The organism is Paenibacillus sp. UMB7766-LJ446 (assembly GCF_030226665.1).
In the GTDB taxonomy this organism is placed as follows: Bacteria; Bacillota; Bacilli; order Paenibacillales; family Paenibacillaceae; genus Paenibacillus; species Paenibacillus vandeheii.
Genome location: NZ_JASOYM010000008.1, coordinates 72,113 through 94,728 on the forward strand (window position 1 = coordinate 72,113; position 22,616 = coordinate 94,728).

19 protein-coding genes are annotated in these 22,616 nt (G+C 47.7%); 16 read left to right on the forward strand and 3 right to left on the reverse strand.

Annotated elements, in window-relative coordinates:
* Positions 1 to 155: 155 nt before the first annotated feature.
* Both ftsW and QP794_RS19770 read right to left on the reverse strand, forming a co-directional pair.
* Positions 156 to 1,442: a putative lipid II flippase FtsW gene (gene ftsW / locus QP794_RS19765; RefSeq protein ID WP_024631136.1), complete on the reverse strand. Its 1,287-nt coding sequence runs from the start codon at positions 1,440 to 1,442 to the stop codon at positions 156 to 158.
* Between the two features lie 13 nt (positions 1,443 to 1,455).
* Positions 1,456 to 1,803 carry a YugN family protein gene (locus tag QP794_RS19770; protein WP_024631135.1) on the reverse strand — a complete coding sequence of 116 codons (348 nt, stop codon included), beginning with the start codon at positions 1,801 to 1,803 and terminating at the stop codon, positions 1,456 to 1,458.
* A gap of 213 nt (positions 1,804 to 2,016) precedes the next feature.
* Between QP794_RS19770 and QP794_RS19775 the strand changes: the two genes are divergently transcribed.
* The 8 genes from QP794_RS19775 (at position 2,017) to QP794_RS19810 (ending at position 10,633) form a co-directional block, all read left to right on the forward strand.
* The gene (locus tag QP794_RS19775; protein WP_285078577.1) at positions 2,017 to 3,186 is read left to right on the forward strand and encodes a M20 family metallopeptidase; all 1,170 of its coding nucleotides are present in this window, start codon (positions 2,017 to 2,019) and stop codon (positions 3,184 to 3,186) included.
* A gap of 198 nt (positions 3,187 to 3,384) precedes the next feature.
* Positions 3,385 to 5,061, forward strand: coding sequence for a DNA repair helicase XPB (locus tag QP794_RS19780; RefSeq protein ID WP_285078578.1), 1,677 nt, complete (start codon positions 3,385 to 3,387; stop codon positions 5,059 to 5,061).
* Between the two features lie 162 nt (positions 5,062 to 5,223).
* Positions 5,224 to 7,035, forward strand: a complete 1,812-nt coding sequence (locus QP794_RS19785; RefSeq protein WP_285078579.1) for a helicase-associated domain-containing protein — start codon at positions 5,224 to 5,226, stop codon at positions 7,033 to 7,035.
* 136 nt (positions 7,036 to 7,171) lie between these two features.
* Positions 7,172 to 7,609, forward strand: a complete 438-nt coding sequence (locus QP794_RS19790; protein WP_285078580.1) for a YlbF/YmcA family competence regulator — start codon at positions 7,172 to 7,174, stop codon at positions 7,607 to 7,609.
* Between the two features lie 80 nt (positions 7,610 to 7,689).
* Complete coding sequence (locus QP794_RS19795) at positions 7,690 to 7,953, forward strand: YlbG family protein (RefSeq protein ID WP_024631130.1); 264 nt, start codon at positions 7,690 to 7,692, stop codon at positions 7,951 to 7,953.
* Positions 7,954 to 8,174: 221 nt separating this feature from the next.
* Entirely contained in the window at positions 8,175 to 8,612 is a 438-nt protein-coding gene (locus QP794_RS19800; RefSeq protein WP_285078581.1) for a hypothetical protein, read from the forward strand.
* A 131-nt stretch (positions 8,613 to 8,743) separates the two neighbouring features.
* Positions 8,744 to 9,661: a selenium metabolism-associated LysR family transcriptional regulator gene (locus tag QP794_RS19805; protein WP_285078582.1), complete on the forward strand. Its 918-nt coding sequence runs from the start codon at positions 8,744 to 8,746 to the stop codon at positions 9,659 to 9,661.
* Positions 9,662 to 9,772: 111 nt separating this feature from the next.
* Positions 9,773 to 10,633, forward strand: coding sequence for a PHP domain-containing protein (locus tag QP794_RS19810; RefSeq protein ID WP_285078583.1), 861 nt, complete (start codon positions 9,773 to 9,775; stop codon positions 10,631 to 10,633).
* Positions 10,634 to 10,978: 345 nt separating this feature from the next.
* On the opposite strand, the gene QP794_RS19815 is transcribed toward QP794_RS19810, so the two are convergent.
* Positions 10,979 to 12,745 (reverse strand): Rqc2 family fibronectin-binding protein, encoded by a 1,767-nt coding sequence (locus QP794_RS19815; protein ID WP_285078584.1) that lies wholly within the window; start codon positions 12,743 to 12,745, stop codon positions 10,979 to 10,981.
* 313 nt (positions 12,746 to 13,058) lie between these two features.
* Between QP794_RS19815 and QP794_RS19820 the strand changes: the two genes are divergently transcribed.
* The 8 genes from QP794_RS19820 (at position 13,059) to coaBC (ending at position 22,616) form a co-directional block, all read left to right on the forward strand.
* The gene (locus tag QP794_RS19820) at positions 13,059 to 15,983 is read left to right on the forward strand and encodes a cation-translocating P-type ATPase (RefSeq protein ID WP_285078585.1); all 2,925 of its coding nucleotides are present in this window, start codon (positions 13,059 to 13,061) and stop codon (positions 15,981 to 15,983) included.
* 187 nt (positions 15,984 to 16,170) lie between these two features.
* Positions 16,171 to 17,004: a diaminopimelate epimerase gene (gene dapF, locus QP794_RS19825; protein ID WP_285078708.1), complete on the forward strand. Its 834-nt coding sequence runs from the start codon at positions 16,171 to 16,173 to the stop codon at positions 17,002 to 17,004.
* Between the two features lie 177 nt (positions 17,005 to 17,181).
* Positions 17,182 to 19,071, forward strand: a complete 1,890-nt coding sequence (locus QP794_RS19830) for a bifunctional homocysteine S-methyltransferase/methylenetetrahydrofolate reductase (RefSeq protein WP_285078586.1) — start codon at positions 17,182 to 17,184, stop codon at positions 19,069 to 19,071.
* 19 nt (positions 19,072 to 19,090) lie between these two features.
* A complete protein-coding gene (locus QP794_RS19835; protein WP_285078587.1) occupies positions 19,091 to 19,990 on the forward strand; it encodes a YicC/YloC family endoribonuclease in 900 nt (299 codons plus the stop codon).
* Between the two features lie 50 nt (positions 19,991 to 20,040).
* Positions 20,041 to 20,301: an extracellular matrix/biofilm regulator RemA gene (gene remA, locus QP794_RS19840; RefSeq protein WP_006209218.1), complete on the forward strand. Its 261-nt coding sequence runs from the start codon at positions 20,041 to 20,043 to the stop codon at positions 20,299 to 20,301.
* Positions 20,302 to 20,314: 13 nt separating this feature from the next.
* Positions 20,315 to 20,887, forward strand: a complete 573-nt coding sequence (gene gmk / locus QP794_RS19845) for a guanylate kinase (RefSeq protein ID WP_024631121.1) — start codon at positions 20,315 to 20,317, stop codon at positions 20,885 to 20,887.
* A 157-nt stretch (positions 20,888 to 21,044) separates the two neighbouring features.
* Positions 21,045 to 21,260, forward strand: coding sequence for a DNA-directed RNA polymerase subunit omega (gene rpoZ / locus QP794_RS19850; RefSeq protein ID WP_024631120.1), 216 nt, complete (start codon positions 21,045 to 21,047; stop codon positions 21,258 to 21,260).
* A 120-nt stretch (positions 21,261 to 21,380) separates the two neighbouring features.
* Positions 21,381 to 22,616, forward strand: a complete 1,236-nt coding sequence (coaBC, locus tag QP794_RS19855) for a bifunctional phosphopantothenoylcysteine decarboxylase/phosphopantothenate--cysteine ligase CoaBC (RefSeq protein WP_285078588.1) — start codon at positions 21,381 to 21,383, stop codon at positions 22,614 to 22,616.

Consider the following 22,616-nt stretch of genomic DNA (forward strand, 5'->3'; position numbering starts at 1 on the left):
CTTTAGCAATCCGCGATGGAAGAACAGCGGTACATTGAACCTGTTCTCCATCTAGATAGACAACACCAAAAAGACTTCGCATCGAATTCGATGCGAAGTCTTTTTGGTGTTTACTTCATTTTGTTCCAAAACCATTCGTATACCGTTCCTTCTCATTACCGAATTCGGCGAATGGATTCACGTGAACGAAGTGCGGGAGAGGTACGTGATGTTTGAACCGTCACCGACTTTGTTTTTTCTTCCTTGATGACGTCCAAATTATTGGTACGAGAGATGCTGAGCAGAATACCCATGGCTACCATCATGACAAAGAGTGAGGTACCGCCATAACTGATGAACGGAAGGGTAACCCCTGTCACCGGAATGGTCTGGGTCACGCCACCAATGTTAATAAAGGCCTGGATCGCAATTAATCCCATAATCCCAATACCGACCAGTGTCCCAAATGGATCGGGACAGCGAAGGGAGACGATAATGCCTCGCCAAATGAAGTAAAGGTAGACCAACAGGAACAGGGCTGTTCCAACAAAGCCAAGCTCTTCTCCAATGACAGAGAAAATGAAGTCGTTATAGGCATTTGGCAAGTAATGCAGCTTCATCGTACCTTGTCCGATCCCGGAGCCGGTGATGCCTCCATCCCCGATGGCAACAAGGGAGCGATAGAGGTTAAGGCTTCCGCCTGTCGTATCGGATAATGGATCAAGGAATGCCTGAATCCGCCCGATTTTGTAGTTCTGTGAAGCCTCCGTAGTTGTGGTGTTATCTACAGTATCTGAAGAAGCCATAGAAGAAAACAGGGCGTTCGCTCCCAGCGCCAATGCAGCTCCCAGCACAACCAGCAGGATGGAACCCATAATATGTTTCATGCTGGCGCCACCTGCATAGATGACCAGACCGCAAGTAGCCACGAGAATGAAGCATGTACCAAAGTCCGGCTGCAGCATAATTAGTCCGGCAATAAACCCGACAATGACCAGCACAGGAATATATCCTGTCTTAAGATCCCTGAACCTTTCCCCTTTTTTGGTAATAAGTGCAGCGAGGTACAGAATAATAGCGATTTTGGCAAACTCTGCGGGCTGTATACTAAAGCCAAAAATGTGAATCCAGCTTCGTGCGCCGTTCAGCACCTTGCCTGAAACCAAAACAATCAGGAGTAGTACCGTGGTGAACAGGAAAAACGGTGCATAAAGTTTTTTGTATTTGTTAAATCGGATATTCATGGCAAAAAACATGCCCACTAAACCGATAACCGCCCACATAAGTTGTTTTTTCGTGAAGTACAGGGCATCATTGTTGAAACTTTTGTTTGCAATTGCAATGCTGGAACTGGAGCTGAACACCATCACCAGTCCGAAGCCCACCAACAATAAAGTGAGGATTAGCAGTTGAAAATCCGGCGTGCCTCTCTTCGTTTTCGTTTGGGCCGTTTGTTGTTTCATGGTTCGGCCCAGCCTAAGCTTCCAGCAGTTCTTTAAGCTGCTGTAATTTTTGGGCCGCCAGCTTCACGACTGGCTGCGGTACGGTAGATTCATAATCCAGACCATGCGGAAAGGTACCTTTTCCAAGATAAACAGCTTCAACTGCGAGAACCGTATCCGGTTTTTCGAGTTTGCCATCGATCGCACGGGTATTAATACGTACAAAGTATTCCGATTTGGTTTGTTCATCTTCAATTTTGTAGTCATATGTAGCACGATAATATTCCCATTGCCACCGGACAAATCCGACTTTCTCGGCGCTCTCATCCAGGTATGCCAAGTCGCTCTTCAAGCCATCCAAGCCTGTATTCTCAAAAATCATAAGCGTCTGATCCTCCTCATAAGCTTCCGAGATTATAAATTCTCGTTCTTTTCTCTAGTTTATGATAGTATGTTTCCCCTTCCCGTGCAAGCTTTCAAGCGGTGATTCGTATCGGTTTTCTTCCAATTCTGCTACAATATACAGCAATAGGTTTCAAGAGGAAGGTTCGGGCTTGATGAAAGTCCCGTTCAGAGAGCGAAAGGATGGAGTGACATGACAAATAATATATGGTGGGATGATCTGCAGATCCACATGGTAGAATGGCGTCGTCATCTTCATCGGAATCCTGAGGTTTCCTTTCATGAGGAGAAGACATCCTCTTTTGTAGCGGGTATGCTGGAGAGCTTTGGCGTTGAAGTGAAACAACACGTGGGCGGGCACGGGGTTATAGGCACCATCCGTGGGGACAAGCCAGGACCTGTCGTAATGCTACGTGCGGATATGGATGCACTTCCGATTCAGGATGAGAAGGATGTGGAATACGCATCGCAGCAAGCAGGAGCCATGCATGCCTGTGGCCATGATGGGCACATATCCATTTTGCTAGGCACGGCACTGTATTTCAGTCGCCATAAACATGAGATTAAGGGTGAGATTCGTTTTTTGTTCCAACCTGCAGAGGAATTGCTTCCAGGTGGGGCGCTCAAGGTCATTGCAGACGGTGGACTGGAAGGGGTAGATGTCATCTATGGCATTCATCTGTGGACCCCACTTCCAGTTGGCGTAGCTGCGAGTACCCCGGGGCCGATGATGGCAGCGGCAGATGATTTCTATATTGAAATCAAAGGAAAAGGCGGTCATGGCGGCATGCCGCAATCTACAGTGGACAGTCTGGTAGCGGGATCGGCTCTTGTGATGCAATTGCAGACGGTTGTCAGTCGCTCGGTGGATCCGTTGCGTCCAGCGGTGTTAACGATTGGTACAATGCAGGCGGGGTCTGCACAGAATATCATCGCCGAGTCGTGCAAAATGACGGGTACGGTGAGAACGTTCGACGAAGAGACACGCAGTATCATGAAAGAACGTGTGCATACGGTCGTTGCTCAGACAGGGGCAATCTATGGTGCAGAGACACAATTGAACTATATTATAGGGTATCCTCCAGTCGTGAATGATGAGCAGGAAACGGCACGATTTTTCAGGGAAGCAGTGGATGTATTTGGTGCAGACCAAGTACAGAAATCACCGATGCTTATGCCTGCTGAAGATTTCGCGTATTACCTGCAGCAGATTCCGGGCTGCTTTATGTTTGTCGGAGCAGGCAACCCGGAGAAGAATGCCGTCTATCCGCATCATCATCCCAAGTTTGACTTTGATGAGGATGCCATGCAGAATGCTGTAAAACTATTTATAGCAATGGCTAAAGGATATACAGCCGAATGATTTGAGTATAGTTGGGCATCCTATTCATACGAAAGTATGAGCAGGGTGCTTTTTTTGTAGGGTCTACCTAATGGTTAAGGTAAGGTCCAACTGTTGTACTAAACAGGTTCAATTTCGGAAGACACCGGAACTGAACTTTTTGTGATGCCTTTCATTTAGAAAACAGATAGCTCAATTTCAAAATAAGGAGGAAGCGGAATGGGGAAAACGGATGCCTGCATTGTCCAGCGGGATTTTACAGTATTGCTTGAAGTGGGTCATCCTGGATTTGATCAGGCCCGAGCTCAACTGGGGATGTATGCCGAACTGGTGAAGACACCTGCGGCTTTTCATACCTATCGTATAACTGCATTATCGCTGTGGAACGCTGCTGCACTTGGATGGAGTGCTGATCAAGTGATTGCAAGTCTGGAATTAGTGTCACGTTGGAATGTTCCTGCCGCCCTTATTCAGGATATCCAACGGATTATTGATCAATATGGAAAGTTGAAATTGCAGCCAGAGGCCGATCACATGAGGATGCGTCTCGTGAGTGAAGATGAGGGGTTACTGGATGAATTAAGCGGTATGAAGACCATCTCGGCTTTTCGGATGGAACGTGTCGATCCCCATGAGCTCGTGCTTGGCGGGGAGCAGCGCGGACTACTGAAGCGTGAATTGACCCGTTTGGGGTATCCAGTGCTGGATTATGCGGGATATCGAGAAGGAACAAGCCTTCCGTTTGAATGGAGAGCGAATACTTCAGGCGGAAGTTCAGAAGGTTTCGGGTTGCGTCCGTATCAGCGAGATGCTGTGGATGCTTTTGAAGGTAGCGAGGGCATGGGTGGAAGTGGCTTGCTTGTTCTTCCCTGCGGTGCAGGCAAAACGGTTATTGGGATGGCCGTATTGGAACGTCTGCAGTGTGAATGCCTTATTTTGACCTCGAATACCACATCTGTGAGGCAATGGATTCAGGAATTGCAGGACAAAACAACGATAACGAGTGAACAGATTGGTGAGTATTCCGGTCAGAAAAAACAGGTTAAACCTGTGACTGTGGCTACCTATCAGATTCTTACGCATAGAAAATCCAAAGATGCTGATTTTACGCATATCAAATTGCTCAGTGAACGCCAGTGGGGGCTTATCATTTATGATGAGGTCCATCTGCTGCCAGCGCCTGTATTCCGTGCTACTGCAGATATTCAGGCAACAAGAAGACTGGGATTAACAGCAACATTGGTGCGTGAGGATGGCTGTGAACAGGATGTATTCTCACTTATTGGCCCGAAATTATATGACATGCCGTGGAAAGAATTGGAGCAACAAGGTTGGATTGCTGATGTACAGTGTCAGGAGATACGTATCCCGTTCACTCCTGAACTACGATCAAACTATCTGGAAGCTGAGGTGAAGCATCAGTTTCGTCTTGCAGCCGAAAATCCGGCCAAATTGGCTGTGATCAAACGGATATTGGAGCATCATGAAGGGGTGCCGGCACTTGTTATCGGACAGTATTTGGATCAGCTTGAGAGCATTGCCCGGGAAATTGAAGCACCCCTCATTTCAGGCACGATGTCCCAGCAAGAACGGGTAAAATGGTATGCAGCGTTCAGACGGGGGGAGATCAAAACGATAGTGGTATCCAAGGTTGCCAACTTTGCCGTAGATCTGCCAGATGCAGCTGTTGCACTTGAAATATCCGGAAGTTTCGGTTCAAGGCAGGAAGAAGCCCAGCGATTGGGGCGGATTCTAAGGCCGAAGTCTGGAGAAAATAAAGCTTATTTCTATGCCCTTGTATCTGAGGATAGTAAAGAACAGGAGTTTGCATTACGGCGACAAATGTTTCTGGTCGAGCAAGGATATGAATACAAAATTGTTCATGAATTGCAATGAAAAGATCTGTTCACATCACCAACTAAAATAATGGGAAAGGCAAGATAAGCCATGCATACACAAAGTAATCTGGATATGAATTCATTCCAAGAGCTATCATGCGTTGAAAGAACGGTACTTGGAGTGATTTTTTGCAAATATGCCGGACAACCCTTTTCCAACATGATGACACCAGCAGAGTGGGCAGCGGATGGTCTTAGTAGAGCTGAAGCGGTGACAGCCTTTATAACACTTCGGCACAAAGGATGGATCAATGCTGTGCGCAAGTCGTGGGGCGAACGTCTGTATTACATACCGGATTCACTGCTTTCTTTGTTAACAATTCCCTATGCAGCAAGGGTTGGAACGTTTGTTCAGCAGAAGGTGAATGTAATACAGGATGAACCTGCACAAAATAAGTCCGTATCCAGTTATGAAGTCCGAAGTGTGAAGATTGTTCGAGAGGGAAAGCCCCATATTGCTGCTGAGCTTCTTCATGTATTGGCTTGGATGCTAAGAGAAGGTCAAGCGCAAGGAGGACTTCCATTAACAAGTAAAGGGACTATCCACAAGAGAATGGTGCAGCGATTAAGTCGCATGACAGTTCTGGCACCTGAAGACTTCTCTGGATTAGGTGTGCGCTACGATCACGCAGATGTGTATCCAGTCCATGTAGCCATTATGTTTGATATGCTGCTCCGTCTGGGTTTGATTGAAAAGACGCACAACCGGATGCAGGTGTCCCGTAACCGTCTTGATCATTGGTTAACATTGTCGTGGTCTTCAATGCATCGAGAAATCTATAGTGTATGCATGGACCGATATGGCTTAGCAGAGCCCAATCTTCAGCATTTTCGTTATCAATTAATGATGTTTGATTTCCGAGAGAATGATTGGTTGAGTATTATGGCAGGAACCGTAGATATTGTTGGGTTTGGAGAGGAAAATGAGATTAGAGAGAGTGAAGGTGCTTCAGGATCAGGATCATCCTTCCTGACATTGATCCGGGGATGGCTTAATGCTCTGGCGGGTTTGGGGTATGGTGAGGTAGGGGAGTCCGCTGAGGGAGGGTTATATTATCGTTGGCAGATTGAACCTGACATTTTAAAGGATTTTGCGAAGGACGAAGCAGAAAATGCTGGGGGGAATTTGATTTTTGTACAGCCTGATTTTGAAATTATGGTTCCGCCAGATGTAACCCCACAGGTCCGTTGGGTTCTGGAAATGGGTACAGAGCTTATAAGCCGTGATCGCATGTCCATATACCGAATGACGAAGGAACGAATCATCGCTGCATCAGAGCTCGGTCTTACAGCCGATGGAATGATAAACTTCCTTAGGCGATATGCTGGATCGGGTGTGCCTGAGCATGTGGAACTAGCGATCCAGCAGTGGGGATTGGAGGCAGACAGACTTCACATGGACGCTGGGCAGACTGTTGATCTGGATGAGTCGGTGGATAAAGCCAACAAAAAGGATACATGGACATATGAATCAAGAAGTGCAATACATGAGAAGCTGAACCGGCCAGGTTCGGGAGCCTTTGCAGATGAGTCCATAGTCGGAGCAGATGAGTTCAATGTCGGACGTGAGGTAGAGAAGGAATTCTTTTATATGCGTGGAAGAGTAGGGCTCATTGAAGGTGAACTTAATCTGCATGCGTATGAACCGGATCATTCCATTACAGAGCAATCGGGTCTGTTTCCCGGATACGGAGAGATCCCGGAAATGTGGCATAACGAGTGGCGAGGATATCATGTGTCCACAGCTCGTCAGATTGCTGCAAAAGCCATTGAATGGCAGACAAAACTGGGTCTGAAGCTGGACAGTGATATCGTTTATGTTATCCCCGATCAGATTCATGGTCATGAAAATTGGACATTAACGGGCTGGTCCATATCAGATAGGGGGACAAATCACGCCGAACGTCGCTCTTTTTCGCCTAACGAATGGAATCAGATACGACTGATTATTCCGGACCATGCTCAAACTTGAATCGACTTTGCAAAAGCAGATCCCTTGTTCCCCTTATTTCTATTTGCAGGAAAAACTCTTCTTAACTTTTCAGGGATATGATATGATGAAATAGTCTACGTTAAGTAGAACTTTATATATAGATAGGATGAATTTCATGAGCGTAGCGGAAATGAACACGGTCGATATGGCCCAAGTGTTAACGGGCGCATATGAACTGGGCGACATGATTAACCAATCAGCCGAAGTATCGGATTATTTATATTGGAAACAGCAAGTGGAGACGAACCCTGACATTCAGGCGGGAATACGCAAGCTGAACGCCAAGAAGGAATTATTTGAAGAAACCCAGCGTTTTGGGCATTTTCACCCGGACTATCACGCGGCAAAAGATCAGGTTCAGGCTTTGGAGCTGGAGTTGGAGCGTTTCGAGGCGGTAGCCCGCTTCAAACAGGCGGAGAAGGCATTGGACGATATGTTGTTCCAGATGTCGGAGACGATTGCATTCGCGGTGTCAACGACCATTAAGGTACCGAGCAATGATCCCAATCCGAAGGGCGGCTGCGGTAGCGGAGGCAAGTGCGGTTGCAGCTAAGGCTGCATAAGAAAAAAAATTCATGACAGACCGGACCTTTCCGAGGATCCGGTCTCCATTATAGAGAGGCGGGGAAAATGATGTTTGCGGAAAGGACAGGATTCATCATATGGGTCAGTGATTTGAAAGCGGCTCGTAATCTCGAAAAGTATGGTACCGTTCATTACATCTCCCGCCGTATGCATTATGTCGTCATGTATGTTAATGCAGAGCGGGCTGAAGATACGATGAAAAATGTGAACAGACTTTCCTATGTGCGCAAGGTCGAACGTTCTTACCGGAATGAGATCAAAACAGAGTATGCCAGCAAAACATTGGACAAAACAAGTTTTTACGGGATATAACAAAATGGTTTGGGAATGTATAGGGAACTTCTCTTGTTGCTACTGAACATTTCGAAACGATTAACCAGAGGGGTCCTTCGGGACCGCTCTTTTATTGAATTGGGCATAAACTGGATTTTGTGAAAAAATCTGAACTTACGCCTTGAGGTTGCGGGACTTATGTTGTAATATATTGGGTAAATAAATAGATAGAAAGTCCTATCTGGTGGAGAGTGATTCCCATGCGTGATAAGGTGATGCAACGTTGGAACACGTACGAGCCTTTTTTCGTGGCTCTTGGAGACAAAAAAGTGGCCGACATCGTCATTACCCATCATGCCAAGATGCGGTATGCAGACCGTATTGAGCCGGCACGTGATGATGATGACCATATTGCGGCATGGTTATGGGAGTGTCTGAAGCAGGACCGTATTACACCATACTACCGTAATGAGCAGGATGTCTACCTTATCGACGAGGATCTGGTCGTGGTTGCTGAATTTTCCGAACTTGAAGGGGAATATGATATTGCTGGCAATCCGCTTCATAAGATGATTGTCGTTACATTTCTGGGGAAAATGTCCGAGACGATTGAACTGCGGGATCTGAAATCGTATTATTCCTGGCTGAGACATTCAAGACGAATGACTCTGGTCAAAAACAGTCGCAAGCATAAGTGAGTTTGGAATAATCCATATTTTTGAATGAATAGATCCAGGTTACATCGCATGCAGACAAGCTGCATGCTTTTTTTGTTGGAATTCAGGAAATCGGCTACAATGGGGAAAGCGTACAGAAGAGGGGCGAAGATATGAATTTTCATCAATTGCATATTTTTTATACCGTTGCAGAAAAGGGGAGTTTTTCAGCGGCTGCGCAAGCACTACATATGACACAACCTGCGGTAACGATGCAGATCCAATCGCTTGAGGATTATTTTGGGACCAAGCTGCTGCACCGTTCTACCAAGAAAATAGAATTATCCGAAGCGGGTCGGACATTATTGCCTCATGCCAAACGCAGTGTAGAGTTGGTCAGACAGACCGATGAGGCAATGTCTGCATTTACGCAGATGCTGCAAGGGAGATTGCAGCTCGGGGCAAGCCTGACGATTGGTGAGTATGTGCTGCCGCGGATGCTGGGTCCTTTTGCTCGCCAATACCCGGATATCTCGATCGTCATGAAAGTGATGAATACGACGCAAATTATGGACGATATCTTGAAGCATCAGCTAAACTTCGGACTCATTGAGGCACCAGTTCACCACCCGGATATGATTGTAGAGCCGGTCATGCAGGATGAATTGAAGCTGGTTGTTCCGGCGGGGCATGCATTGGCAGATCGTGGGGAAGTAGAGCTGGAAGATGTGCTGAGCTACGCATTTGTGCTGCGGGAAAAAGGTTCGGGTACCCGTCAGGTGATGGAGGATCAGTTACAAAAGAGAAATATAGATCCACAGGACATGAATGTGGTGATGGAACTTGGCAGTACAGGAGCCGTGAAATCTGCCGTGGAAGCGGGTGTGGGTATCACGATGTTATCTCCGTCATCGGTTCAGCATGAATTGGCCCTTGGCCTGGTTCATATGGTGGATATTCGTGGACTTGAGTTTAAAAGACAGTTCTATGCTATACATCTGAAATCTTCATTGCTTCCCCTGTCAGCAGTAGCTTTCCTGAATTATTTGCGTCAGCATGAGCAGACAGCATCAGAAGGACAGGCGGAATAGGGACAATAAATGCAGAGCTGGAATAATGCATGATTGATCCAAAGAATGGTGGAGTGCAATAAATTGCAATGGTCTGACCTATAATGAGCCGATTAAAGGGAGTTGTTATTTATGAATCATCATAAAGGACGTTGTGATCTTCATACCCATAGCCAAGCTTCGGACGGAATGCAGCCACCTGCCGAGAATGTGAAGCTCGCCAAACAAAGAGGACTGTCTGCGGTTGCACTGACGGATCACGATACAGTAGCGGGTGTAGCTGAGGCACAGCGGGCTGGCCGTGAATATGGGATTGACGTTGTTGCAGGAGTAGAGATCAGTACTCGCGCGGGTGGCAAGGATATTCATGTGCTGGGGTATTATGTGAATACAGAAGATAAGCAATTTCTGGAGCGACTGCACGGGCTTCGGGAAGCGAGGGAAGAACGCAATCATCTGATCATTGCCAAGCTGCAAGAGCTTGGACTTGAAATTAGCTGGCAGGAAGTCATTGATGGCCTTGGCCGACCGCTGGAACCGGATGAAAGCATCGGTAGACCTCATATGGCCGATGTGTTGGTACGGAAAGGATATGCCGCTGATATGAGGGATGCGTTCAATCGTTATCTGGCTGAAGGCCAACCTGGATTTGTGTCGGTTCCCCGAGTTGCACCGGAAGATGCATGCCAATGGATTAAAGATGCGGGTGGTGCTGCGGTTATTGCCCATCCTGGTTTATATGGAGACGATGAATTGGTTCGGCGCATTCTGGTGGACTCCCATCCTGACGGGATTGAAGTGGTTCATTCGGATCACGGACCGGAAGAAGAGCACAGATATGCGGAGTTGGCACAGGAATTTGGACTCATTCAGACGGGTGGTTCTGATTACCATGGAGTAAGACAAGGAGTAGTTTTCCACGGAGATCTGGGTAGCAAAACTGTATCCATTGATGTGCTCGATAAGCTTCGCGCTGCAGCTGGAAAGTCTTGATTTGGAAACTTTTCATCTATTGTGAGAGATTGGGATAGAAGAAATCGGTTGTTACCGTGCGAAATGGAATGGGAAAATGATAAAAGGACATAGAAATGGGGTGACCTTTAGTCACTAGCCATGTCTCTATGTCCTTTTTTTGAATCCACTATAATTAGGTGATGGAATAATTCACCCAAGTGCCTCGATCAGCTCCAAGCTTCCGTCACAAACAAGTCATTCATAATGGCAATGCGGTTTGCCTTCATCGTGCTATAGGTAATAAGTTGATTTATAGAAAATCCCCCGAACATTCTTTTGTTCCGGGGGATTTTACGTTGTGTAACAGGATCGAAAGCAAGCATTCTATCCATTTTTGATGGTGGATGGCAGACTCTTAACCAGTTCTTCGTTCGGCGTCACAAACAGGGTCTTCTGGTGGTCATAAATGACAAAGCCTGGTTTGGAGCCACTTGGCTTGCGTACATGTCGGATAAAGGTGTAATCCACCGGCACGCTGCTCGATTCTTTGGCCTGACTGAAGTAAGCTGCAAGTTGAGCAGCTTCTTCCAGGGTAGCTTCGCCAAAGTCTGTGCTGCGAATGACGACGTGTGAACCCGGGATGTCTTTGGTATGCAACCAGGTGTCATTGGAAGAAGCCAGACGGTTGGTGACGTACTCATTTTGCAGATTGTTTTTGCCTACGAGAAGTTCAATTCCCTCCGAAGAAGTAAACTGATGCACTGTAGGTCGGTCGTTTTTCTTTTTCTTTTTGCCTTTTTTGTTGCGGTCACGAAGATACCCCTGTTGTACAAGCTCCTCACGAATTTCCTCGATGTCGTTCATGGATGCGATAGACAGCTGCTGCAGCAGATTGTCGAGATAGTCGATCTCGTCTTTCGTTTTACCAAGTTGCTCATGAATAACAGCCAGACTGTTCTTATATTTGTTATATCGCTTGAAATAACGCTGTGCGTTGTCAGACGGAGTTAGTAATGGGTCAAGCTGAATGGTAATGTTGGCTTGGTCTTCATCATAGAAGTTCACAAGCTCCACACTTTTGTCCCCTTTACTAACCTGATGCAGGGAGGCAAACAGCAGCTCACCCCATAATCTGAATTTATCCGCATCGTCGGCTTCCAGCAGATCCTTGTTCAAGTTGTCCAGCTTTTTGATGTTTTTACTGCGCTCATTTTGCAGAAAACGCAGCAGATCGCTCACTCTTTGCTTGACCGTATCCCGCTCAGCCTTGTCTCCGTAATAATCCTCCATACACTTGCTCATCGTGTCATAGGTTTTCTCCGCGTCCTGAATGCTTTGAAGCTGAACGGCTGAGAAAATCATTTTGCCTTTGGCATTCAGCCCGGTCACAGGCGTGTAGCTGTTATCTCTAACTGTCCCCATGATGGACTCAAAAGCATTCCATAGGGCATCGGCTTCGATTCGAGCATCCCCTTCGCTTGCAGCTTGATCAGCTCCTGGATCGGCAGATACCCGAGAGGTAATCTCTCCTGCGATCAGCGGACTAAGACCGCTGAATGAATTTACCAGCCAACGAGAGGCCTCTTCTTCAGCAGCAGTATAGCTATTTTCGAATTCAGTGCTGCTCACTTCCAGTGGATTGCTCTTATGCTGCTCTGGTGGTTCAGTGTACGAAAATCCAGGCATAATGACCCGGTAACTGCTGATGGACGGAGTTACGTGGTGAATACCATCCAGAATCGTTCCCGTTATCGGATCGACCAGAACAATATTACTGTGACGTCCCATCAGTTCAATGATGATCCGTTTGACCGAAACATCACCAAGCTCATCGCGCTGACGCACGTCAATATGGATAATCCGCTCCATGCCAATCTGACGAATCTCCTCAATGATCGCTCCTTCACAGTGCTTGCGGAGCAGCATGCAGAACATCGGAGCTTCAGTAGGATTAACAAACGTTTTCTCTGTAAAGTGCACACGCGGATATGTTGGGCTGGCCGAAATTAGCAATTTGCTATTTCCACGCTGAGCACGGAGGGTCAAAACAACATCATGGCCGTTAGGTTGATGTATTTTGCTGATCCGTCCGCCCTTGCAGCCTTGCAGTTCATGTACGATGGCTCGTGTTACGATGCCGTCCAATGCCATTTTTTTCAACGTCCTCTCTATCTATAACTGAAATGAACACCGGGATATGTAAAAAAGAACCCGTTGCAGATTCGTATTCGTTTGCACAGCAAAAATCGGATTTCCCCTGCGTTTATAACCACAGACCTTTATTTTAGCTTATTCTGCCCATCAGGGAAAGGATTCGCCATCGGGTGCTAATTAGGGTCCTGTCCGAATACATATAGAGCAGGTAGTTTGTCCGGCATCGCGTACAACCTGTTGATTAACATAGCCGGTGTAGTATGTGTGACGTTTTACAGAGGAAATACAGACTGGGAGGGAATTTTGAAGCATGGAACATACCAAGTGGCATCAACTAAGCGTTGAAGAGCTTCGCAACACTCTTGGCGTCAGTCTCGAGGACGGGTTAACTGAAGAGACTGCAACAGAGAAGAGGAAAGACGCAGGTTCGAATGAACTGAGTGAAGGAAAGCGCATATCTCCAATTACATTATTGCTTAATCAATTTAAGGATTTCATGGTTCTGGTGTTGATGGGGGCCACACTGGTGTCCGGATTGCTTGGAGAATATTTGGATGCTGTAACGATTGTTGCCATTATCGTGCTTAATGCCATTCTTGGTTTTGTGCAGGAATTCCGGGCAGAGCGTTCCCTTCGTGCACTGAAACAATTGTCGGCACCACTGGCCAAAGTGCTCAGGTCGGGTCAGGAGGTACATCTTGCGGCCAAGCTTCTGGTGCCAGGGGATATCGTGCTTGTGGAGAGCGGTGATCGCATACCTGCCGATGTGCGCTGGCTGTCCACGAACAGCCTCGATGTGGAGGAATCTGCACTGACCGGGGAATCAGTTCCTGTAAGCAAACATTGCCATCCCATAGCTGCAGATGACGTGCCGCTTGGAGATCAGAAGAACATTGGATTTATGGGGACGATGGTCACTCGCGGTACGGCTAAGGGCGTTGTAGTTCGAACTGGCATGGATACAGAGATGGGCAAAATCGCCGATCTGATCCAGAATACAGAGGAACAGGAAACACCGCTGCAACACAGATTGGAGCAGTTGGGTAAAATTTTGATTTTTGTCGCGCTTGGATTAACCGTCATGGTTGTTGTTGCAGGTATTCTGCATGGACAACCGGCAGTAGGCATGTTTCTGGCAGGGGTCAGCCTCGCAGTCGCTGCCATACCAGAGGGGCTGCCAGCGATTGTAACGATTGCGCTAGCTCTGGGTGTACAGCGCATGATCAAGCGCAAAGCGATTGTACGCAAGCTTCCTTCCGTGGAAACCCTTGGTTGTGCCTCGGTCATCTGTTCGGATAAAACGGGTACGTTGACCCAAAACAAGATGACAGTTACGGACGTGTGGCTGGAGGGACGCAGCATCAAGGTAACCGGGGATGGTTATGCTCCGGAAGGGCAGATGCTGGAGAATGGTCGTACCTTGGAGCTGAAGAGTGATCAAACATTGCGAAGAATGCTCCAAATCAGTGCACTATGCAATAATGCCAGTATTATCGAGAGTGTTGCGGATGAGATGCGGAACAAAAAGAAAGGCAAAGAGACGAAAAAGGATAGTAAGAAAGAAGCAAAGAAAGAAGCAAAGAAAGAAGCAAAGAAAGAAGCAAAGAAAGAAGCAAAGAAAGAAGCAAAGAAAGAAGCAAACAAAGAGCATATTAATGAAACGGTCAAGGAAGACAGCGTCATATGGGAGCTGAAAGGCGATCCTACGGAAGGGGCCCTTGTAACACTGGCTTCCAAAATGGGTCTTACCCCTGCTGGGCTCAAAGAGTTATATGCACGTGAGCAGGAATTCCCGTTCGACTCTGATCGGAAACGGATGTCTGTTCTGGTTCATCATCAGGGTGGGCGCATGATCTACACCAAAGGTGCACCGGATGTGCTGATTGGGCATTGCAGCTACATTTTGTGGGAAGGCAATGTTGTACCATTCACAGGAACACTGCGGCAGAAAGTCATGGCGGCGAATGAGAGCATGGCTGGGGCTGCGCTGCGGGTTCTCGGGATGGCTTATCGCGATGTACGGCCGGAAGAAAAAGTGGAGAATGAGCATGCTGCCGAGCACCAACTCGTCTTTGTCGGACTTGCAGGCATGATTGATCCACCGCGACGTGAGGCACGGGATGCCATTGCCACTTGCCGCAGAGCAGGCATACGTACCGTTATGATTACCGGCGATCATGGCACGACGGCAGAGGCGATCGCCCAGCAGCTGGGTATCCTCCCCCGGGGTGGGTCTTCCCTTAGCGGCCAGCAATTGGCGGGCATGACGGACGAGCAGCTGGATAAACAGGTGGAGGGCATCTACGTATTCTCACGAGTATCGCCTGAGCACAAACTGCGAATTGTGAAATCATTGCAGCGCAAAGGACATGTCGTAGCAATGACCGGAGATGGTGTGAACGACGCACCGGCCATCAAAGCAGCAGATATCGGTATTGCGATGGGGATTACAGGCACGGATGTGACAAAGGAAGCATCGGCATTAATTCTGAGTGATGATAATTTTTCTACCATAGTAGCTGCAATCGAAGAAGGGCGTAATATTTATGAGAACATTCGCAAGTTTATCCGGTATTTGCTGGCATCGAATGTAGGCGAGATTTTAACGATGTTTTTCGCGATGATGATGGGTTTGCCATTGCCACTTGTGCCGATCCAGATTCTATGGGTTAACCTGGTGACGGATGGATTGCCAGCGATGGCGCTCGGTGTGGATCAGCCGGAAAAAGATCTGATGGAACATAAGCCGCGTGGCTCCAAGGAAAATATTTTTGCCAGACGACTGGGCTGGAAAATCGTCAGTCGGGGTGTATTGATCGGACTTTGTACACTCGGCGCGTTCTGGCTCACCCTACAGGCTGCACCAGATCAACCGGGTCAGCTCATTAAAGCTCAATCTGTGGCCTTTGCTACTCTCGTGTTGGCGCAGCTCATTCATGTATTTGACTGCCGGAGTTCCCGTTCCATTTTCCATCGGAATCCATTGCAGAACAAGTACCTGGTTTTTGCAGTCATTTCATCCGTCGTGCTAATGCTGGCGGTTATGTATGTAGAACCATTGCAGCCTATCTTCAAAACAGTACCACTGGGTATGCGTGAATGGGCCATTTCCATCGTTGCCGCAGGTATTCCGACCTTCCTCATGGGAATTGGCAGCGTGTGGGGAGGTCGCCGCAACCGTCGCCGGATGGGCCCTGGGCGCTTCGTACCGAAAAGTACAAAGTTTTCGGCATAAAATCAATAGCAATTGCTTATCGTTTTCGTTATGCTATCCTCAAAATGATTCGAGGCGAGAATCCTCGGCATTTTGCAGGATAGCTTTTTCTATTGGGGAATGTTGGATATGGATGTTCCTGGGGTATCCTGTAGAGGAGCAAGAATAACGCTTTGGCAGCAGACTGCCAAAAGGAGTGGGCAAGATGATGGAATTTACAAAAATGCATGGACTCGGCAACGATTTTATTGTTGTATTTGGAGAGAAACAGCTTCCGGCTGATGCAGCAGAATTGGCTGTAAAATGGTGCAATCGATTTTTCGGCATCGGTGCGGATGGCCTGGTTTATATACTGCCTTCGGAGAAGGCGGATTTTCAGATGCGCATCATGAACTCGGACGGTTCGGAAGCAGAGCAATGTGGCAATGCCATCCGCTGTGTATCCAAATATGTATATGATCACGGCCATGTGACACAAGAACAGATTACAATTGAAACCATCGGCGCAGGTGTACAACCAGTCAGCCTGAACATTCAAGATGGTAATGTGGAAACCGTTCGTGTGGATATGGGAGAGCCTATCCTGAATGGCCTTCAGGTTCCAACAACTGTCGATGCCAATCCGGTGGTGGATCATTCCATTGAAGCCAATGGACAGGAGTTCAAATTTACGGCTGTATCCATGGGTAATCCTCACGCAGTTATCTATGTGGAGGATGCTGTGAATTTTGATCTCTCGACATGGGGACCACTTCTTGAAGTTCATCCCATGTTCCCGAAAAAAATCAATGTAGAGTTCGCAACGGTTCGCGATCGCGGATATGTGGACATGCGTGTGTGGGAACGCGGTGCTGGGCCGACACTCGCCTGTGGAACTGGAGCTTGCGCAACCCTGGTATCCTCCGTTCTGAACGGACATACAGATCGAACAGCGGTGATCAGCCTCAAGGGCGGCGATCTTCATATTGAGTGGAGCGAAGCCGACAACCACGTTTACATGACTGGACCTGCTGAAGTTGTTTTCAAAGGAGTCATTTCGTAAAGAAGACGTTTAAATGAGGAGGCCTAAGGCCTCTTTTTTTGCATTAATATGAGAATTCCTACTGGTTCAGATGGTTATGGAGACTGGATTTCACGAAAAACCTGTGTTTTTCTTCGTTTTCAGATGTTTTTTGTGTTACATTAGTATGAAATGATCAGTCAGGCAGGGGGAAAAGGGATGAAGGCGGATTTGCGGAGTGTAATGCAGGAACGGGTCCTCATTGGGGATGGGGCAATGGGAACATTCCTGTATCAGATGGGATTCCCGGTAGGGATTTCTTATGAAGAGCTGAACTTGATTTCACCTGAAGTAGTGGCAGATGTGCATCGTCGTTATCGCGATGCGGGTACGGAAATTCACGAAACGAATACGTACTCTGCCAATTACGACAAGTTGTCCAAGTTTGGTCTGGAGTCCAAGGTGGAGGATGTTAACCGTGCCGGTGTGCGCATTGCCAAAGAAGTAGCTGGTGCGAACGGTTATGTTCTGGGTGCGGTTGGTTCCATCCGTGGAGGGAAGCGGACGAACGTTTCAACGAGTGAATTGAAGCGTTTCTACCAACAACAAATTTTTGCGCTGCTCGATGAAGGAGTTGACGGCATTCTGCTCGAAACCTTCTATGATATTGAGGAGATGGATATCGCCCTTCTGCAGGCACGCAAGTTGAGTGATCTACCGGTAATTGGACAGTTTGCTGTTGAGGATGTAGGGCACACACTGGACGGATATACAATGCCTGAAGCTTTCCGTATCATGCGTGAGCAAGGGGCTGACGTTATTGGTTTTAACTGCCGTTCCGGTCCAAACGGAATTATGCGCGCGATGGAAACAGTGTCAGGCCGTATCGGAATCCCGATGTCCGTATACCCGAATGCGGGTGCAGCGGACTACGTCGATGGTCAGTTCCGTTATGGAGCGTCCCCGGAATACTTCGGGCAGACTGCCGTGCAATTCGCTGATCTGGGTGCGCGTATCATTGGAGGATGCTGTGGTACGACGCCTGATCATATCTCGGCCATTGCAAAGGCTCTTGTTGAATACACACCTGTGCCGATACTGGAACCAGATCCATCCGAGTCAAAACCGCGTATTATCCTGCATGAGAATGTAGATGAACGCTCTGGACGAGGTGGGCAGCCTACGATTGTGGATCTGGTCAAACAACGCCATACGGTCATCGTCGAACTTGACCCTCCGCGTGATCTCGACATTGCGAAATTTATGAAAGGTGCCGAGACACTGAAAGCGGCTGGTGCAGATGCGTTAACATTGGCGGATAATTCCCTGGCGGTTACCCGGATGAGTAATATGGCTCTCGGCCATCTGGTTCAGGATCGCACTGGATTGCGCCCCCTGGTGCATATTGCATGTCGTGACCGGAATCTGATCGGGACACAGTCGCACATGATGGGGTTTGATGCTCTCGGCATTAATCATGTACTCGCTGTAACAGGTGACCCTGCACGATTTGGTGACTTACCCGGATCGAGCTCGGTATACGATCTGACTTCTTTTGAAATTATACGTATGATCAAGCAGTTGAACGACGGCGTGTCCTTCTCCGGTAAACCACTTAAGCAGAAGGCAGGCTTTGTTATTGGTGCCGCATTTAACCCGAATGTGAAACATCTGGATAAAGCCGTACAGCGGCTTGAGAAAAAAATGGCTTCCGGAGCCGATTATATTATGACGCAGCCGATATACGATCCCGAACTAATCGTAGCCATGCATGAAGCGACCAAGCATCTGGATGTGCCGATCTTTGTAGGGGTGATGCCGCTAGCCAGTGGCCGAAATGCAGAATATCTGCATAATGAGGTTCCAGGTATTCAGCTGTCGGATGAAGTGCGCTCCCGGATGGCCGGTCTCGAAGGTGAAGAAGGTCGGGCCATGGGTGTGAAGATCGCCAAGGAGCTTCTGGATGTAGCAACAGCGCACTTTAAAGGAATCTATCTCATGACTCCATTTATGTTCTATAGTATGACGGCCGAACTGACCCAATATGTGTGGGAGAAGTCGGAGCATCAATGTCCTACTTGTTTCAACCCTAATAATCAATTACAATAGTGTAACGGATGTGATGCCGATGTCATTCAGTATGACCGGATACGGTCAATCCGCCTTTCATTTTGGAGGCTATAAGGTACAATTGGAAATCAAGTCTGTCAATCATCGTTATTGCGAAGTGATGATGCGTCTCCCGAGAGAGTGGACGTGTTATGAAGATGGATTGAGGAAAAAGGTACAGAGCCGATTGAAACGTGGGCGGATTGATGTTTATGTAATGAAAGAAAAAGATGAAGACCAGGCTCTTCCCGCTGTTCTGAATGAGCAGGCGGTCAGGGCCTATCTTCAGGCCGCAGAGCAATTGGAGAGCCGCTATGGTATGCAGGGCAAACCGAGCATTATGGATATGCTGGCACTTCCAGAGGTCATGGTTCATTCGGATGGGACGAGTTCGCTTCCGGAAGAGCAGAAGGACAAATGGGAGCGTGTCCTGCAGCAGGGGTTGGAAGAGGCTTTGTCCGGTCTGGAACAGATGCGCGCCCGCGAGGGTCTTCATCTGGCCAGTGATCTGGAACGACGAATCAGTCGTCTGGAATCACTGCATACCGAGATGCTTGATCTTGCGCCGACTGTGGTGAGCGATCATCGCAACAAGTTAAGACAACGACTTACGGAAATGCAGGAAGAAGGCTCTTTCCCTTTTGACGAGCATAAATTGGGTATGGAAATTGCTATGTTTGCCGATCGTTCTAACATAGAGGAAGAGCTTACGCGTCTACTGAGTCACTTTGGACAGAGCAGGGAACTGCTGAAAAGTGATGAGCCAGTAGGCCGCAAGTTGGACTTTCTTATTCAGGAAATGAATAGGGAAGTTAATACGATTGGATCAAAAGCCAACCATTTGGCTCTGGTGAACCGTGTTGTCGAGATGAAGGCGGAACTGGAGAAGATTCGTGAGCAAGCGGCGAATATCGAATGAACGGTCATATTTCGGCAAAGAGTCGCATGTATAGGGGGAAGAACCTGATTATGGCAATCAAACTCATTAACATTGGATTCGGTAACATCGTATCGGCGAACCGGATTATATCCATCGTGAGTCCGGAATCTGCGCCGATCAAGAGGATTATACAAGAGGCAAGAGACCGTCATATGCTGATAGACGCAACGTACGGAAGACGTACTCGTGCCGTTATTATTACGGATAGCGATCATGTCATTCTGTCTGCGGTTCAGCCAGAAACGGTCGCCCATCGTCTTTCTTCGAAAGATGATGACAACGACGAATAAAATGGAGTGTAATATGTCTAAGGGATTACTGGTAGTGTTGTCCGGCCCATCTGGGGTCGGGAAGGGTACAGTATGCAGCGCTTTGCGCAAACGGGTGCCGGAATTGATTTATTCTGTATCGGCAACGACTCGTCAGCCTCGTCTGGGTGAGGAACATGGCGTCAATTATTTCTTCAGAAGCCATGAAGAATTCCTGAACATGATTGCTGAAGATCAATTGCTGGAACACGCAGAATATGTTGGGAACTATTACGGAACACCGCGTGATTTTGTGGAGAAAACGATTAACGAAGGCCGGGACATCATTCTTGAGATTGAAGTTCAAGGCGCGTTAAAAGTGAAAGAAAAGTTCCCGGAGGGGATCTTTGTATTTCTGTTGCCTCCTTCATTGGACGAGCTTAAAGATCGCATTCAGGGCCGTGGTACGGAAAGTCAGGCGACGATTGATCATCGGATGTCCGTCGCGGTAGATGAGATCAGTCTGCTGGAGCAGTATGATTACGCTGTCGTTAATGATGAAATTGATTTGGCGTGTAAACGAATAGAAAGCATCATTATCGCCGAACATTGTAAGATCAATAAATAATCCATTTGCCGCCGCAAAATGCGATAATCAGTGGAGCTGCTGACATAGGATATATAGGTAGAGCAGTTCCAATCTGATTAGCGTAACCAGCGGAGCACCATGATTCCGTCAGGCGGGCAATTGTGATTATACTAATGCAAAGAGGTGTTTTGTAAATATGCTGTATCCTTCTATTGATGAAATGATGAACAAAGTCGACAGCAAGTATTCTCTTGTTGTTGCCGCTTCCCGCCGTGCCAGACAGCTTCGTGAAGGTGAGAAAACGGATTTGAGAAATGCCAGATCCCATAAACAGGTTGGCGTTGCACTTGAAGAAATTTATGGTGATCTGCTCGTTGTCATCAAAGGACAGGACGAAGAGGAAGAAGAGTAAGCCGCCTGCGGCTGCTCTTCAACTGCATACGGCGTAAGCCGGATTTATTTGACAACCGCGAGGTTGTTATTTTTTTCTCTATTCATCCTTTTAAATGTAGTATATATCGGGGGGATAACCATGTTGAACGGTAAAAAAATCGTGCTTGGTGTGACTGGCGGCATAGCCGCATACAAGGCGGCTACATTATGCAGCAGGCTGGTGCAAAAAGGAGCGGACGTTCATGTCATTATGACGAATTCCGCCAAACAGTTTATTACCGAATTAACGCTGCAAACCTTGACCCGAAATGTAGTATATAGTGATACATTTGATGAGCGGGAGCCTTCCGTGGTCTCGCATATCCATCTGGCCGATATGGCCGATCTTGTTTTGGTTGCTCCGGCAACGGCAAATGTAATTGCCAAAATGGCACATGGCATGGCCGATGATATGCTCTCCACAACCCTGCTTGCAACCACGGCACCGGTGATGATTGCGCCAGCGATGAATGTACATATGTATGATCATCCGGCTGTACAGCATAATATGTGCCTGTTAACCGAGCGCGGAACGATGATGATTGAACCGGGTGAAGGACAGCTGGCGTGTGGCTATGTGGGCAAAGGTCGTTTGGAAGAGCCGGAAACGATTGTCGATGTGGTCGAACGTTTTTTTGAACAGCAGGAGTCTGCCAAACGGGAACGCAATGAACAGCTTTCTTTGTTAAGTGGCAAGAAGGTTGTGGTCACTGCAGGAGGTACCATTGAACGCATTGATCCAGTGAGATATATTACCAATGATTCTTCTGGGAAAATGGGTTTTGCCATTGCAGCGGTTGCGCGTGATCTGGGAGCGGATGTAACCTTGGTTATGGGAAATACCCAGGTTCAGCCACCAGCGAATGTACATGTAATCCCGGTAAAGTCAGCGCAGGATATGTATGATGCGGTAGCGGGCCAATGGGATGATGCAGATATCGTTGTTAAGGCGGCAGCTGTTGCGGATTATCGCCCCAAGGAAGTGTACACGGAGAAAATCAAGAAGAAAGGCGATACGTTATCGCTTGAACTTGTTAAAAATATAGATATTCTTGAAACATTGGGCAAGCAGAAGAGCCATCAGTTTTTGATTGGTTTTGCAGCCGAGACGAATTCGATGGAAATGTATGCTCGTGAGAAACTGGAACGGAAAAACTGTGATCTGATCGTAGCCAATGATGTCACCCGGGCGGGTGTCGGATTTGGAACAGATACCAACGCGGTGCACATTTATGACCGTGAAGGATTGGTGGAAGAGCTTCAGATGGTGGCGAAGGAAGAGGTCGCTCGCCGGTTGCTTTCAATTGCGGCGGAGCGCATTGCCGGGAGGAATTAA